General features: G+C 70.9%; 8 protein-coding genes. 4 read left to right on the plus strand and 4 right to left on the minus strand.

The window, feature by feature from the left end:
• The first annotated feature begins 26 nt into the window (after positions 1-26).
• Positions 27-3,035: an FxSxx-COOH system tetratricopeptide repeat protein gene (gene fxsT, locus ACZ404_RS14300; protein ID WP_468439478.1), complete on the plus strand. Its 3,009-nt coding sequence runs from the start codon at positions 27-29 to the stop codon at positions 3,033-3,035.
• 72 nt (positions 3,036-3,107) lie between these two features.
• Here fxsT and ACZ404_RS14305 read toward each other — a convergent pair whose 3' ends face one another.
• The 4 genes from ACZ404_RS14305 to ACZ404_RS14320 all read right to left on the minus strand — a co-directional run bounded on the left by ACZ404_RS14305 (position 3,108) and on the right by ACZ404_RS14320 (position 9,845).
• On the minus strand, positions 3,108-6,914 hold the full coding sequence (locus ACZ404_RS14305; RefSeq protein WP_468439480.1) for a multifunctional oxoglutarate decarboxylase/oxoglutarate dehydrogenase thiamine pyrophosphate-binding subunit/dihydrolipoyllysine-residue succinyltransferase subunit: 3,807 nt from the start codon (positions 6,912-6,914) through the stop codon (positions 3,108-3,110).
• Positions 6,915-7,205: 291 nt separating this feature from the next.
• Positions 7,206-8,318: a HAMP domain-containing sensor histidine kinase gene (locus tag ACZ404_RS14310; protein WP_468439482.1), complete on the minus strand. Its 1,113-nt coding sequence runs from the start codon at positions 8,316-8,318 to the stop codon at positions 7,206-7,208.
• Positions 8,315-9,055, minus strand: coding sequence for a response regulator transcription factor (locus tag ACZ404_RS14315; RefSeq protein ID WP_468439484.1), 741 nt, complete (start codon positions 9,053-9,055; stop codon positions 8,315-8,317). Before ACZ404_RS14315 ends, ACZ404_RS14310 begins: the two co-directional genes overlap by 4 nt.
• A gap of 109 nt (positions 9,056-9,164) precedes the next feature.
• Positions 9,165-9,845, minus strand: a complete 681-nt coding sequence (locus tag ACZ404_RS14320; RefSeq protein WP_468439486.1) for a spermine/spermidine synthase domain-containing protein — start codon at positions 9,843-9,845, stop codon at positions 9,165-9,167.
• 220 nt (positions 9,846-10,065) lie between these two features.
• Here ACZ404_RS14320 and ACZ404_RS14325 point away from each other — a divergent pair, with 220 nt between their 5' ends.
• The 3 genes from ACZ404_RS14325 (at position 10,066) to ACZ404_RS14335 (ending at position 14,245) form a co-directional block, all read left to right on the plus strand.
• Positions 10,066-10,824, plus strand: coding sequence for a rhomboid-like protein (locus ACZ404_RS14325; RefSeq protein WP_468439488.1), 759 nt, complete (start codon positions 10,066-10,068; stop codon positions 10,822-10,824).
• 197 nt (positions 10,825-11,021) lie between these two features.
• Complete coding sequence (gene lon / locus ACZ404_RS14330; RefSeq protein WP_468439492.1) at positions 11,022-13,442, plus strand: endopeptidase La; 2,421 nt, start codon at positions 11,022-11,024, stop codon at positions 13,440-13,442.
• 260 nt (positions 13,443-13,702) lie between these two features.
• Positions 13,703-14,245 (plus strand): hypothetical protein, encoded by a 543-nt coding sequence (locus ACZ404_RS14335; protein ID WP_468439494.1) that lies wholly within the window; start codon positions 13,703-13,705, stop codon positions 14,243-14,245.
• Positions 14,246-14,333: the final 88 nt, after the last annotated feature.

Below are 14,333 nucleotides of genomic sequence, written 5' to 3' on the forward strand. Positions count from 1 at the left end.
TATGACTACGCGCTGGAGGCCGCTGCATGTCTGAAGCTCGTACGCCGGTCCGCTCGACCGGGAAGGGGGCCGCGAGGCAGACCGTCACCATCAGCTTCGCCGGGTTCAACCGGGCCTGGGCGGCGTGGATCGGGGACAGGCTGGAGCGGCGCGGTCTGCGAGTGGTCTATCTGCGCTGGGACGCCCCGCCGGACCAGTCGCTGGTGAGTCTGCTGGGCGACCTCACCCTGGCCGAGGGCCGGATCCTGATCCTGGTCAGCGAGTGGTACTTCCAGCTCGGCCCGCGCACCCACGAGGAGTGGAACGCCGCCCTGCGCGAGGTCGTGGCGCCCGACCCCGACCGGTTCGCCGCCGTGTCGGTCACCAATGCCTCCGTGCCCTCCGCCACCGCCGCACTGGCCCCGGTCGACCTGACCAACATGGGCGCCGACGAGGCCGAACGGCGCCTGCTCGACCGCATGGACATCCCGCTCACCACCCCGCTGACCGCGGACGCCTCCCGCCCTGCCCCCCGCTTCCCGGCGTCCATGCCCGACGTGTGGGGCGGTGTACCGCGCCGCAACACCCGCTTCACCGGCCGCGAGCCCCTGCTCAACGACGCCTACCACCTGCTCCAGGGCAGCGAGACCGGCGCCGGCGTCCTCACCCTGCACGGCATGTCCGGCGTCGGCAAGACCCAGCTGGCCGCCGAGTACGTCTACCGGTTCGGCTCCGAGTACGACGTCGTCTGGTGGGTCAACGCCGAGAAGCGGGTGACCTACCGCCGCGGCCTCGCCGAACTCGCCCCCAAGCTCGGCCTGCAGACCGGCCAGGAGTACGGCGAGCGGCTGCGCGCCGTCCGCGACTCCCTGCGCAGAGGCGACCCGTACGCGCGCTGGCTGCTCGTCCTCGACGGTGCCGACGAACCCGACCAGGTCTGGGACCTGGTGCCCACCGGCCCCGGACACGTGCTCATCACCTCCCGCAACCCCGAGTGGGGCGAGCACAACAGCAAACTGCTCGAGGTCCGCGTCTACGACCGTGACGAGTCGGTCGCCTTCATCCGCCGCCGCGCCCCCCGCCTGACCGAGCAGGAGGCGGACCAGCTGGCGGAGGCCCTGGAGGACCTCCCCCTGCTCCTGGACCAGACCGCCGGCTGGCTCAACGACTCCGACCTGTCCGTCGAGGAGTACATCGGCCTCCTCGACGGCGGCATCGACCAGGACGTCGTCAAGGTCTCGGCCGACTTCCCGCTCGCCTTCCAGACCGCCTGGTCGATACTGCTGAACAAGCTCCGCGAGACGGTGCCCGAGTCCGTCGACCTGCTGCGGCTGTGCACCTTCTTCGCCCCCGGCTTCATCCCCGTACGGCTGCTGAAGGAGATGTCGCACGACGACCTGCCGGAGCAGCTCGCGGGGCTGCTGGACGACCCGCTGCTGTGGAACAAGGCGATCAACCAGCTCCGCCAGTACTCCGTGGTCCGCCTGGACCAGCACGAGACGGCCATGGACGAGGCCGCCTCCTCGGGCGAGTCGCTGTACCTGCACCGGATGGTGCACCAGATCGTGCACAAGGACATGCCCGAGGCGGACCGGCGGGAGTTCATCGAAGTGGTACGACGGGCCCTGGCCGACGCCGACCCCGGCCGCCCCACCGACACCCGCAACTGGGACGCGTACGCGGAGATCGTGCCGCACCTGAAGTACGCCGACGTCCTGCAGAGCAAGGACCGCAAGGTCCAGCTGCTGGTCCTCAACTGCCTGCGCTACATGTGGTTCGCCGGCGAGTACACCGCAGGCGTCAAACTCGGCGCCCGCACCCTGCGCTCCTGGCGCCGCCTCCTCGGCGAGTCCCACCCGCGCGTCTGGGAGGCCACCTACCACCACGCCAACCTGCTCCGCTCGGCGGGCCGCTTCGAGGAGACGGAGGCGATCGACCGGGCGGCGATGGAGCGGCTGCGGGAGGAGAGGGGCGAGCGCGACCTGGACTATCTGCGGATGGCCGGCGGGCTCGGAGCCGACCTGTGGAACCTCGCCCGGTACGACGAGGCGCTGGAGGTCTACGAGTGGCTCTACCCGGCCTACCGCGACCTCTTCGGCGAGCAGGACTCACGCACCCTCAACGCGCTCAACAACCTGGGCTTCAGCTTCCGTCTGCTCGGCCGGTACGAGCGGGCCCTGGACATCGACCTGAAGACGCTGGAGTCACGCCGTCTGCTGCTGAAGGGCCGGCATCCCTGGACCCTGTTCTCCGAGGTGTCCTACGCCGTCGACCTGCGCCTGCTCGGCCGGTACGCGGAAGCCGAGTCCATCCAGGCGAGAAACGTACGCGAGTACGCCAAGGTCATGGGCCAGGACAACCAGGACTCCCTGCGCGCCCAGCACAACCTCGCCCTGTGCCAGTTGCGCGGCGGCGACCGCTCCGGGGCGGGCGAGCTGCTCACCGGAGTCCTGGAGGGATACGAGCGCAAGCTCGGCGACACCCACATGCTGACCCTGGCCGCCGCCGTCAGCCAGAGCTGCTTCGCGCGGGAGCACGGCGACATCGACCAGGCCCGGGAGGCCAGCGAGTCGATCATCGCCCGCTACGAGATGCTGCTCCCCGAAGGGCACCCCTTCACCATCGGAGCCCGCTCCAACCACGCGATGATCCTGCGCAGCGTCGGCGAGCGCGAGCACGCCCACGTGCTCGTGGAAGAGGCTCTGGCCGGCATGACCGCGGCCGTCGGGGAGCACCACCCCTACACCCTCGGCTGCGCCATCAACGCCTCGGCGCTGCGCAACCTGGTCGGGGAGACGGAGTCCGCCGCCGAGCTGTCCCGGACCACCATCGCCAGGGCCACCGAGACCCTGGGCCGGACCCACCCCCTGACTCTCTCAGCGCGCATCGCCCACGCGGCCGATCTGCGCGCGCTGAGAGACCGTCAGCAGGCGGAGAAGGTCGAGCAGGAGGCCCTGTCCGATCTGGCCGCCACGCTGGGCGCGCAGCACGTCCACACCATCTCGGCCCGCTCCCGCAACCGGCCGTACTGGGACTTCGAACCCCAGGCGAGCTGAGCCAAGGGCCCGCCCCCGGATCCTTCCGGGAGCGGGCCCTTGCGCGTGCCGTGCGGTGCCGTGCCCTGAGGCCTACGCCTCGAACACCTCACGCACCAGCTGCTCCTGCTCGGCCTGGTGGCGCTTGGCGGAGCCCACCGCCGGGGACGAGCCGTGCGGGCGCGAGATGCGCCGCAGCCGCTCGCCGGCCGGGATGTCCGCGCCGACCGCCAGGTCCAGGTGGTCGATCAGGTTGAGCGCGATGAACGGCCAGGCACCCTGGTTCGCCGGCTCCTCCTGGGCCCACAGGTACTTCTCGGCGTTCGGGTACTTCTTGATCTCCGCCTGGAGCTCGGCACCCGCCAGCGGGTACAGCCGCTCGATGCGGATGATCGCCGTGTCCGTGACCCCGCGCTTGACCCGCTCGGCCTCCAGGTCGTAGTAGACCTTGCCGGCGCAGAAGACAACCTTGCGGACGGCGGCCGGGTCGACCGAGTCGTCGCCGATGACCGGGCGGAACTGGCCGGTGGTGAACTCCTCCGCCTTCGACGCAGCGGCCTTCAGGCGCAGCATCGACTTCGGGGTGAAGACGATCAGCGGCTTGTGGTGCGGGTTGTGCACTTGCCAGCGCAGGAGGTGGAAGTAGTTCGACGGGAGCGTGGGCATCGCGACCGTCATGTTGTTCTGGGCGCAGAGCTGGAGGAACCGCTCGGGACGCGCGGACGAGTGGTCCGGGCCCTGGCCCTCGTAGCCGTGGGGGAGCAGCAGGACGACGCCGCTGGTCTGGCCCCACTTCTGCTCGGCCGAGGAGACGAACTCGTCCACGACCGTCTGGGCGCCGTTGACGAAGTCGCCGAACTGCGCCTCCCACATCACCAGCGCGTCCGGGCGGGCCAGCGAGTAGCCGTACTCGAAGCCCATCGCCGCGTACTCGGAGAGCAGCGAGTTGTAGACGTTCAGGCGGGCCTGGTCCTCGGAGAGGTACTGCAGCGGGGTGTACTCCTCGCCGGTCTCCCGGTCGATGAGCACCGCGTGCCGCTGGCCGAAGGTGCCGCGCTGGGAGTCCTGGCCCGCGAGGCGGACCGGGGTGCCCTCCAGCAGGAGGGAGCCGATGGCGAGGGTCTCGCCCATGCCCCAGTCGATCGTGCCGTCCTCGACCATCGACGCCCGGCGCTGCAGCTGCGGCTGCAGACGCGGGTGGACGGTGATGTGGTCGGGGACGTTGACCTGGGACTCGGCGATCCGCTTGACGACCTCGGTGGAGATCGCGGTCGGCACGGCGACCGGGAAGCCGTCCTGCGGGGCCTGGGCGGCGCCGGCGGGCGGCTGCGAGGTGGCCTCGCGGACCTCGGTGAAGACCTTCTCGAGCTGGCCCTGGTAGTCCTGCAGCGCCTGCTCGGCCTCTTCCAGGGTGATGTCGCCGCGACCGATCAGGGACTCGGTGTAGAGCTTGCGCACCGAGCGCTTCTTGTCGATCAGGTCGTACATCAGCGGCTGGGTGAAGGCCGGGTTGTCCGACTCGTTGTGACCGCGGCGGCGGTAGCAGATGAGGTCGATCACCACGTCCTTGTTGAACGCCTGGCGGAACTCGAAGGCAAGGCGTGCGACGCGGACGACGGCCTCGGGGTCGTCGCCGTTCACGTGGAAGATCGGGGCCTCGATCATCCTCGCCACGTCCGTCGCGTACATCGACGAGCGGGACGACTCGGGCGCGGCCGTGAAGCCGACCTGGTTGTTGATGACGATGTGGACCGTGCCGCCGGTGCGGTAGCCGCGCAGCTGGGACATGTTCAGGGTCTCGGCCACCACGCCCTGGCCCGCGAAGGCCGCGTCGCCGTGGATCGCCACCGGCAGGACCGTGAAGTCCGTGCCGCCCTTGTTGATGATGTCCTGCTTGGCGCGCGAGACGCCCTCCAGGACCGGGTCCACCGCCTCCAGGTGCGAGGGGTTCGCGACCAGGGAGACCTTGATCTGCTCGCCGTCGAGGCCGGTGAAGGTGCCCTCGGCGCCCAGGTGGTACTTCACGTCGCCGGAGCCGTGCATCGACTTCGGGTCGAGGTTGCCCTCGAACTCGCGGAAGATCTGGGCGTACGACTTGCCGACGATGTTCGCCAGCACGTTCAGGCGGCCGCGGTGGGCCATGCCGATGACGACCTCGTCCAGGCGGGACTCGGCGGCCGAGTCCAGCACCGCGTCGAGCAGCGGGATGACGGACTCGCCGCCCTCCAGGGAGAAGCGCTTCTGGCCGACGTACTTGGTCTGCAGGAACGTCTCGAAGGCCTCCGCCGCGTTCAGCCGGCGCAGGATGCGCAGCTGCTCCTCGCGCTCCGGCTTGGAGTGCGGGCGCTCGACGCGGTCCTGGATCCACTTGCGCTGCTTGGGGTCCTGGATGTGCATGAACTCGATGCCGGTGGTGCGGCAGTACGAGTCGCGCAGCACGCCGAGGATGTCGCGCAGCTTCATCATCGACTTGCCGGCGAAGCCGCCGACGGCGAACTCGCGCTCCAGGTCCCACAGGGTGAGGCCGTGCTCGACGATGTCCAGGTCGGGGTGCTTGCGCTGGCGGTACTCCAGCGGGTCGGTGTCGGCCATGACGTGGCCGCGGACCCGGTAGGAGTGGATCAGCTCGAAGACGCGGGCGGCCTTGGTGACGTCGTCGTCGTGCGAGGCGTCGATGTCCCTCAGCCAGCGGACCGGCTCGTAGGGGATGCGCAGCGCCTCGAAGATGTCGTCGTAGAAGTTGTTCTCGCCCAGCAGCAGGTTCGCGACCTGGCGCAGGAACTCGCCGGAGGCGGCACCCTGGATCACCCGGTGGTCGTAGGTCGACGTGAGCGTCATGACCTTGGAGATGCCGAGCTTGTTCAGGGTGTCCTGGCTGGTGCCCTGGAACTCCGCCGGGTAGTCCATGGAGCCGACGCCCATGATCACCGACTGGCCGGGCATCAGGCGCGGCACGGAGTGGACGGTGCCGAGGCCGCCGGGGTTGGTCAGGGAGACCGTGACGCCGGTGAAGTCGTCCATCGTCAGCTTGCCGTCGCGGGCGCGGCGGACGATGTCCTCGTAGGCCTGCCAGAACTCGAAGAAGTTCAGCGTCTCGGCCTTCTTGATGGCGGCGACGACGAGCTGGCGGTCGCCGTTGGGCTTCACCAGGTCGATGGCCAGGCCGAGGTTGACGTGCGGCGGCTTGACGAGGGTCGGCTTGCCGTCCTTCTCGCCGAACGACCAGTTCATCGACGGCATGGCCTTGATGGCCTGCACCATCGCGAAGCCGATCAGGTGCGTGAAGGAGATCTTCCCGCCCCGGGCGCGCTTGAGGTGGTTGTTGATGACGATGCGGTTGTCGAACAGCAGCTTCACCGGTACCGCGCGGACCGAGGTGGCCGTCGGCAGCTCCAGGGAGGCGTTCATGTTCTTGGCGACCGCGGCGGACGGACCGCGCAGCGTCACGAACTCGGGACCTTCAGGGGCCTCGGCGGCGGGGGCGGCCTTGGCCTTCGGCTGAGCGGGCGCCTGTGCGGGCGTCGCCGGCTTGGCCGGGGCCGGGGCCGGGGCCGCGGCCTTCGCCGCGGGAGCGGGAGCCGCAGCCGGAGCGGGCGCGGGAGCGGCCTGCTGCGGAGCGACCGGGGCCGGGGCCGCGGGCTGGGCCGGGGCAGCCGAGGGGGAGGTGGTCTCTGCGGCCCCCGCGGCCGCAGTACCCGCCGGAGCCGAGGCGGCGGGCGCCCCCGGCTTGTAGTCGGCGAAGAAGTCCCACCAGGCACGGTCTACCGAATTCGGGTCCTGGAGGTACTGCTGATAGATCTCGTCGACGAGCCACTCGTTGGGACCGAACGCAGCAGCGGGGTTCTTCCCGGCTTGGTCGTCGGTCGAGATGCTCGAGTTACTGGGGGACTGTGGCGACACGGCGGCAACCGCCCTCTTCCGCTTCACAAGGTGATGGACAGCGGGAATAAAGGCTACGCCTCCAAGACCGCGAAGGTCAGGTCGGGCCGGTTCATCGTCGCGTAAGTCACATCAGAAATCTTGTTTCAGGGCTTGATATGGCGGGAAACAAGCGTGGTTCCGCATCGGGACGGGGGTGTGCGGGATCGCCGAGCGGGGCCCGGCGCGACGGCGTCACGGGCCCGCCCCTGATCACACGTGCCCGGGTGCCCGGACGCCGGTGGATCTTGCGGCTCCGGTTCGGACTTTACGTCAACTTGGGGCGGAAGTCAGTCCCGGAAGAGTGACGATGATCCGGCAGCCCCGCTCGGATTCGGCCACACCGATCCGGCCGCCGTGCAGGTCGACGGCCCACCGCGCGATGGCCAGACCGAGCCCCGTACCGCCGTCGCTGCCCGGGCCGTGCGGCCGGGTCACCGCACCGCGGTTGAACCGCTCGAACACGCGGCGCCACTCCGAGCGCGGAATGCCCGGACCCTCGTCCAGCACCTCCAGCTCCAGCGACTCCGGCTGCGGCCCGCGTCGCGCCTTGAGCGTCACGCGGCCGTACGGCGGGCTGTGCTTGACCGCGTTGTCTATGAGGTTCGCGACCACCTGGTGGATGCGCTCGGGGTCCGCGTGCGCGGTCAGCTCCGGCGGGGAGACGTCGAGGTGCAGATGGACGTCCGTACGGGTGTGGCTGCCGGAACCGGAGGCCATGCCCGCGCGCGCGGAGGCGACCATGTTGGCCTCCTTCAGCACGCCCGACAGATACGGCCACACCTCGAAGCGGCGCATCTTCAGCGGGACGACGCCGTTGTCCAGCCGGGACAGGTCCAGCAGGGTCTCCACCAGCCGGCCGAGCCGCTCGGTCTGTTTCAGGGCCGTCCGCATGGTCTCCGGGTCGGCCTCGGTGACGCCGTCGACGATGTTCTCCAGCACCGCGCGCAGGCCCGCGATCGGGGTGCGCAGCTCGTGCGAGACATTGGCCACCAGCTCCTTGCGCTGGCGGTCCTGCGCCTCCAGCTCGTCGGCCATGACGTTGATCGTCTCGGCCAGGTGGCCCAGCTCGTCGCGGCGGTTCTCCTTCACCCGGCGCGTGTAGTCGCCCTGCGAGATGGAGCGGGCGACCGCGTTCATCTCGTCCAGCGGAGCGGTGAGCGAGTGCGCGACGAACTGCGTGATGAGCAGGGTGGCGATCATCGAGAAGACCGTGATGAAGCGCAGCTCCGTCTTGGTGTGGACGGCGATCATCGACAGACCGGTGGTGATCAGCACCGAGATGACGACCAGCGCGCCCAGCTTGGTCTTGATCGAGAACGGGCGTACGCCGCCCCAGGGTTCCTCCCCGGGGCCTCTTCGTGCGGGCTCCCGTCCGTCGCTCATGGCGTCGGTGTCTCCAGCGCGTACCCGACGCCGTGCACCGTGCGGATCCGCTCGGCGCCGATCTTCCGGCGCAGCGCCTTGATGTGGCTGTCGACGGTCCGGGTGCCGGAGGCGTCCGCCCAGTCCCACACCTCGGCCAGCAGCTGTTCCCGGGAGAGCACCGCGCGCGGGGTGTTCGCCAGGCACACCAGCAGGTCGAACTCCGTGGGCGTCAGATGGACGTCCTCGGACTTCACCCGCACCCGGCGCTGGGCGTGGTCGATCTCCAGCTCGCCGAGGCGCAGGATGCCCGAGCGCGGGGTGGACGCGGCGATCGCCGCCCGTTCCACCCGCCGCAGCAGCACGTGCACCCGGGCGGCCAGCTCGCGCATGGAGAACGGCTTGGTCATGTAGTCGTCGGCGCCGACCCCGAGCCCGACCAGCATGTCGGTCTCGTCGTCGCGGGCGGTGAGCATCAGCACCGGCACCGGACGCTGGGCCTGCACGCGCCGGCAGACCTCCAGGCCGTCGAAGCCGGGCAGCATGATGTCGAGGATCAGCAGGTCGGGCTGCCAGGCCTCGGCGGTGTCGACCGCGGCCGGCCCGTCGCCCGCGGTCTGCACGAGGAAACCCTCGGCGCGGAGCCGGGCCGCGATGGCGTCGACGATCGTGGGGTCGTCCTCGACGACCAGCACCCGGCGCTGCGCGCCCGGGGTGGTCGTGGCCGCGCCGGTCTGGGAGGTGTGTGTCTGCTCCATCGCCCGCCCCTGTTGCTTTCCGGAATCCGTGGGGTGATCCCATGACTGCGATTGACGCTTGAATGATCCGCGTCAGGGCAGCACATTACGGGGACACACCGCGCCGTCGCTATCCAGGGCGGACGCCGAGGTGCACGGCGTCCGGAACGCCCCGGGCAACGGCCACCTCTTCGGTACGCACCTGCTGGAACCCGGCATTCCGCAAGGTACCTTCAAATTCCGGAGAGGGCTGCGCCGACCATACGGCAATCACCCCGCCCGGCTTCAACACCCGTGCGCACGCCTGGAGTCCAGGACGCGTGTAGAGGCCCCCGTTGTCCTCGGTGACGGTCCAGCCGGGGCCGTTGTCGATGTCGAGACACAGGGCGTCGAACGTGTCCGATGTCTCATGGACGTACCGCACGAGGTCGGACTCGACGATCTTTGTCCGCGGATCGGCGAGCGCGTCCGCGGTCAGCGCGGACAGCGGCCCGCCCTCCCGGTGCCAGTCGACGACGGCCCGCTCCCGCTCCACGACGGTGATCCGCCCCCAGCGCCGGCCGGCCGCCGCGTGCGCCAGGGAGAAGCCCACCCCCAGTCCGCCGATCAGCACGTGCGGCGCCGGGCGTCCGTCCAGTGCGGCGTACGCGGCGTCGACCAGCAACCGCTCCGAGCGGCCGTCGGAGGTGTCCATCAGGAAGCACCCGTTGGCGATGATCTGCAGCAGCGCACCGTGTCTGCGCAGCACCACCTCGCCGTACGGGCCTTCGCGACGGTCCAGGACCACGGGAGAGTCGTAGGCGGCAGTCATACGTCCATCCTGCTCGAACTCGCCATGACCTTCACGTGAATTGACGGCGGACCGGCGCCGCGCGGCGCTGATGCACCCGTTCGAGGGACCCCCGCGCGACCGGGGGCGATCCCGCTGATGCCTGAGAGGTTGTTGAGAATCCGCCCCTGGGTGGCGCCGGTCATAGACAGGTGCCTCGGCAAGGGCGAAGGGTGGGGCCGCGACGGAAGGAGCGCTGCACGTGGAACGGACCGTGACCGGCCCCGAGACGGCCGTGTCCCCGCCCCTGGACGCGCCCCTCCTCGACGGGATCCCCCGGCAGCGCGGGATGCCGGCCACCGCACCGGCCACCGCACCGGCCGCAGCGCCGGTCCCGGCGCCGGCCCGCCCCGCCTTCCGTCCCTGGCGCCTCCTGCCCACCCCCACCGGCACGCCGTTCACCTTCGGCTACGCCGCCGTCCTCGCCGCCACCTCCCTGTTCGCCGCCCACGCCAGTCCCGCGCTCGTGCACGCCCTGTACCAGGGCTCCAGCACGGACGTCGCCCACCTGGTGCGGACACCTGTCCTGGTGCTGCTGGCGAGCGCGCTGTGGATCGCAGGCGGGGTGCTGTCGCCGTACGCGGTTGCCTTCGTGCTGGTGCTCACCGCGCTGGAACGCCGGATCGGCGGCGCCCGGGCGGCCTGCGTGTTCCTGGCCGGGCACGTCCTGGCCACCCTGGCGACCGAGGTCCCGGTGGGCCTCGCCGTCCTCGTGGGTCACCTCCCCGACACCTCGCTGCACCGCCTCGACTACGGCATCAGCTTCGGCGTCGCCGCCAGCACGGGCGCCCTGGCCGGCCTGCTCCGGCCGTGGCTCCGTCGGCCCCTCCTCGCCCTCGTCACCGCCCGACTCCTCACCGACCTGATCGCCTTCCGGGACCCCATGACCAACTGGGGCCACCTGATCTCCCTGGCGATAGGCATCGCGTGCTGGCCGGCACTCCGCCGCAGCACGGCCTGAGGAACGGCCCGTACATCCAGGGGCGCGGGAGCGCCCAGCCGCACCCGCAGGCGATCGGCACCCCCAATCGCCCTGTGCGCCCCCTCTCACCTGCGCAGTCCTCTTGATCGCTCACAGCGAACACGCCGCCGGGAACAACGGCGGATCCCCCCGCAGTTGAGTCGGCATAGCTCAAGTTGACTGCCTAAGGGGAGATCATGGCTGCTGAGTCCACGGCGTTCACGCTCGCCCTGCCCGTGCTGCCGCTCGACGACGAGGTCGTGCTGCCCGGCATGGTGGTTCCGCTGGACCTGAGCGACGCCGAGGTGCGTGCCGCGGTGGAGGCCGCCCAGGCCGCCGCCCGGTCGGAGCCCGGGAAGCCCAGGGTGCTGCTGGTTCCGCGCATCGACGGCACGTACGCCAAGACGGGTGTGCTCGGCACGGTCGAGCAGGTCGGCCGGCTGGCCGACGGCGACCCGGGGGCGCTGATCCGTGGCCGCAGCCGCGTCCGCATCGGCGCCGGCACCACCGGCCCCGGCGCGGCCCTGTGGGTCGAGGGCGCCCGGATCGACGAGAGCGTGCCCGAGCCGCTGCCGGGCCACGTCGCCGAACTCGTCAAGGAGTACAAGGCCCTCGCCACCAGCTGGCTGAAGAAGCGTGGCGCCTGGCAGGTCGTGGACCGGGTCCAGGCCATCGACGGCGTCTCCGCGCTCGCCGACAACTCCGGCTACTCGCCCTTCCTCACCACCGACCAGAAGGTCGCCCTGCTGGAGACCGCCGACCCGGTGGCCCGCCTCAAGCTCGCCACCCAGCAACTGCGCGACCACCTCGCCGAGCAGGACGTGGCCGAGACCATCGCCAAGGACGTCCAGGAGGGCGTCGACAAGCAGCAGCGTGAGTTCCTGCTGCGGCGTCAGCTCGAGGCCGTCCGCAAGGAACTGCGCGAGCTGAACGGCGAGAAGGACGGCGAGGAGTCCGACGACTACCGCGCCCGCGTCGAGGCCGCCGACCTGCCCGAGAAGGTCCGCGAGGCGGCCCTGAAGGAGGTCGACAAGCTGGAGCGGTCCTCCGACCAGTCGCCCGAGGGCTCCTGGATCCGGACCTGGCTGGACACGGTCCTGGAAATGCCGTGGAACGAGCGGACCGAGGACGCGTACGACATCCAGGGCGCCAAGGCGATCCTCGACGCCGAGCACGCGGGCCTGGACGACGTCAAGGAGCGCATCACCGAGTACCTGGCCGTGCGCAAGCGGCGCGGCGAGCGCGGCCTCGGCGTCATCGGCGGGCGGCGCGGCGGTGCCGTACTGGCCCTGGTCGGCCCGCCCGGCGTCGGCAAGACCTCGCTCGGCGAGTCCGTCGCGCACGCCATGGGCCGCAAGTTCGTCCGGGTCGCCCTCGGCGGCGTCCGGGACGAGGCCGAGATCCGCGGGCACCGGCGCACGTACGTCGGCGCGCTGCCCGGCCGGATCGTCCGTGCCGTCAAGGAGGCCGGGTCCATGAACCCGGTGGTGCTGCTGGACGAGATCGACAAGGTGGGTTCGGACTACCGGGGCGATCCGGCCGCGGCCCTCCTCGAAGTCCTCGACCCCGCGCAGAACCACACCTTCCGGGACCACTACCTGGAGGTCGAACTGGACCTGTCCGACGTGGTGTTCCTCGCCACGGCCAACGTCCTGGAGGCCATCCCGGAGGCGCTCGCGGACCGCATGGACATCGTCCGGCTGGACGGCTACACCGAGGACGAGAAGATCGTCATCGCCCGGGACCACCTGCTCCCGCGCCAGCTCGAGCGGGCCGGCCTCGGCACGGACGAGGTCACGATCGACGAGGGCGCGCTGCGCAAGCTGGCCGGCGAGTACACCCGCGAGGCGGGCGTGCGCACCCTCGAGCGGTCCATCGCGCGGTTGCTGCGCAAGGTCGCCGCCCAGCACGAACTCGGCGAGCGAGAACTGCCGTTCACCGTCCGGGACGAGGACCTGCGCGGTCTGATCGGGCGTCCGCACCACGTGCCCGAGTCCGCCCAGGACCCGGCCGAGCGCCGCACGGCCGTGCCCGGCGTGGCGACCGGCCTCGCGGTCACCGGAGCGGGCGGCGACGTGCTCTTCGTCGAGGCGTCCCTCGCCGACCCGGAGACGGGCGCCGCGGGTCTGACCCTGACCGGCCAGCTGGGCGACGTGATGAAGGAGTCGGCGCAGATCGCGCTGAGCTTCCTGCGCAGCCACGGCGCCGAACTGGAGCTGCCGGTGGCCGACTTGAAGGACCGGGGCGTGCACATCCACTTCCCGGCGGGCGCCGTCCCGAAGGACGGCCCGAGCGCGGGCATCACGATGACCACGGCCCTCGCGTCCCTGCTCTCCGGCCGCCTGGTCCGCACCGACGTCGCCATGACCGGCGAGGTCTCGCTGACCGGCCGGGTGCTGCCCATCGGCGGCGTGAAGCAGAAGCTGCTCGCCGCCCACCGCGCCGGGGTGACCACCGTCATCATCCCCAAGCGCAACGAACCCGACCTGGACGACGTCCCGGCCGAGGTGCTGGACGGGCTCGACGTCCACGCCGTGACCGACGTGCGCCAGGTTCTGGAACTGGCGCTCTCGCCCGCCGCGAACGGCGCGGCGCCGGAGGTTCCGGTGGCGGCGTGACGGACGCTTCCGGATGAGGGAAGGCCCGGGTCCCGCGAGGGAGCCCGGGCCTTCGCCGTGCCCCCGCCGACAGGCGCTCGAAGGGGGCAAATCCACATGGTGGACCACCAGGGGCCCGGCATGGTCCAGGCCGCTCTTCCGCCCGTCAAGTCCCGAGTCCTCGGAACGTGACCCCGCTCTGGCGTTCCCGCCTACTTGAAGCACGGGCCGCACCGGAAGCACCGGAAAGCGAAAAGACCCGATACCGAGTAGGAGAAGTCATGAAGCGCAACCGCGAGAACCGCGAGGAAATCCGCCAGGAAATCCAGGAGGAGGCCCGGGAGGAAATGCGCGCCAAGCGCGGATTCCGCCTTTCCACCGTCGTCGCCTCGGCCGTGGTGGTCGCCGGCGGGATCCTCCTACCGGCCACCGCCGCCACGGCGGCTCCGATGCCGGACTCCGCGGCCGTGACGCTGCTGGCCAAGCACCACGACAAGAAGCACGAGCACCACAAGGACCACCACAAGAACAGGGACGACAAGAACAAGAAGGCGCCCCCCAATGGCGCGGGCACGGGCGGCACGGGCGGCGACGGCGGTGCCGGCGGTGCCGGAGGTGTCCAGGGCGGCAACGGCGGCAACGGCGGCAAGGGCGGTACCACGGGCGGCGACGGCGGTACCGGCGGTACCGGCGGTGCCGGTGGTGTCGAGGGTGGCAAGGGCGGCAACGGAGGTGACGGCGGCACCACCGGAGGCAACGGTGGCACCGGTGGAACCGGCGGTGTCGTAGGCGGCGCCGGCGGCGACGGCGGCAACGCGGTCTGACCGCACCGGCGCCAGGCGCTTCACCCCCGCCGCCGCTGCTCCCCGGGAGGAACCCATGACGAGGAACCCCATGACGGGGCCCATGGCC

Source organism: Streptomyces sp. NPDC030798, from assembly GCF_055572275.1.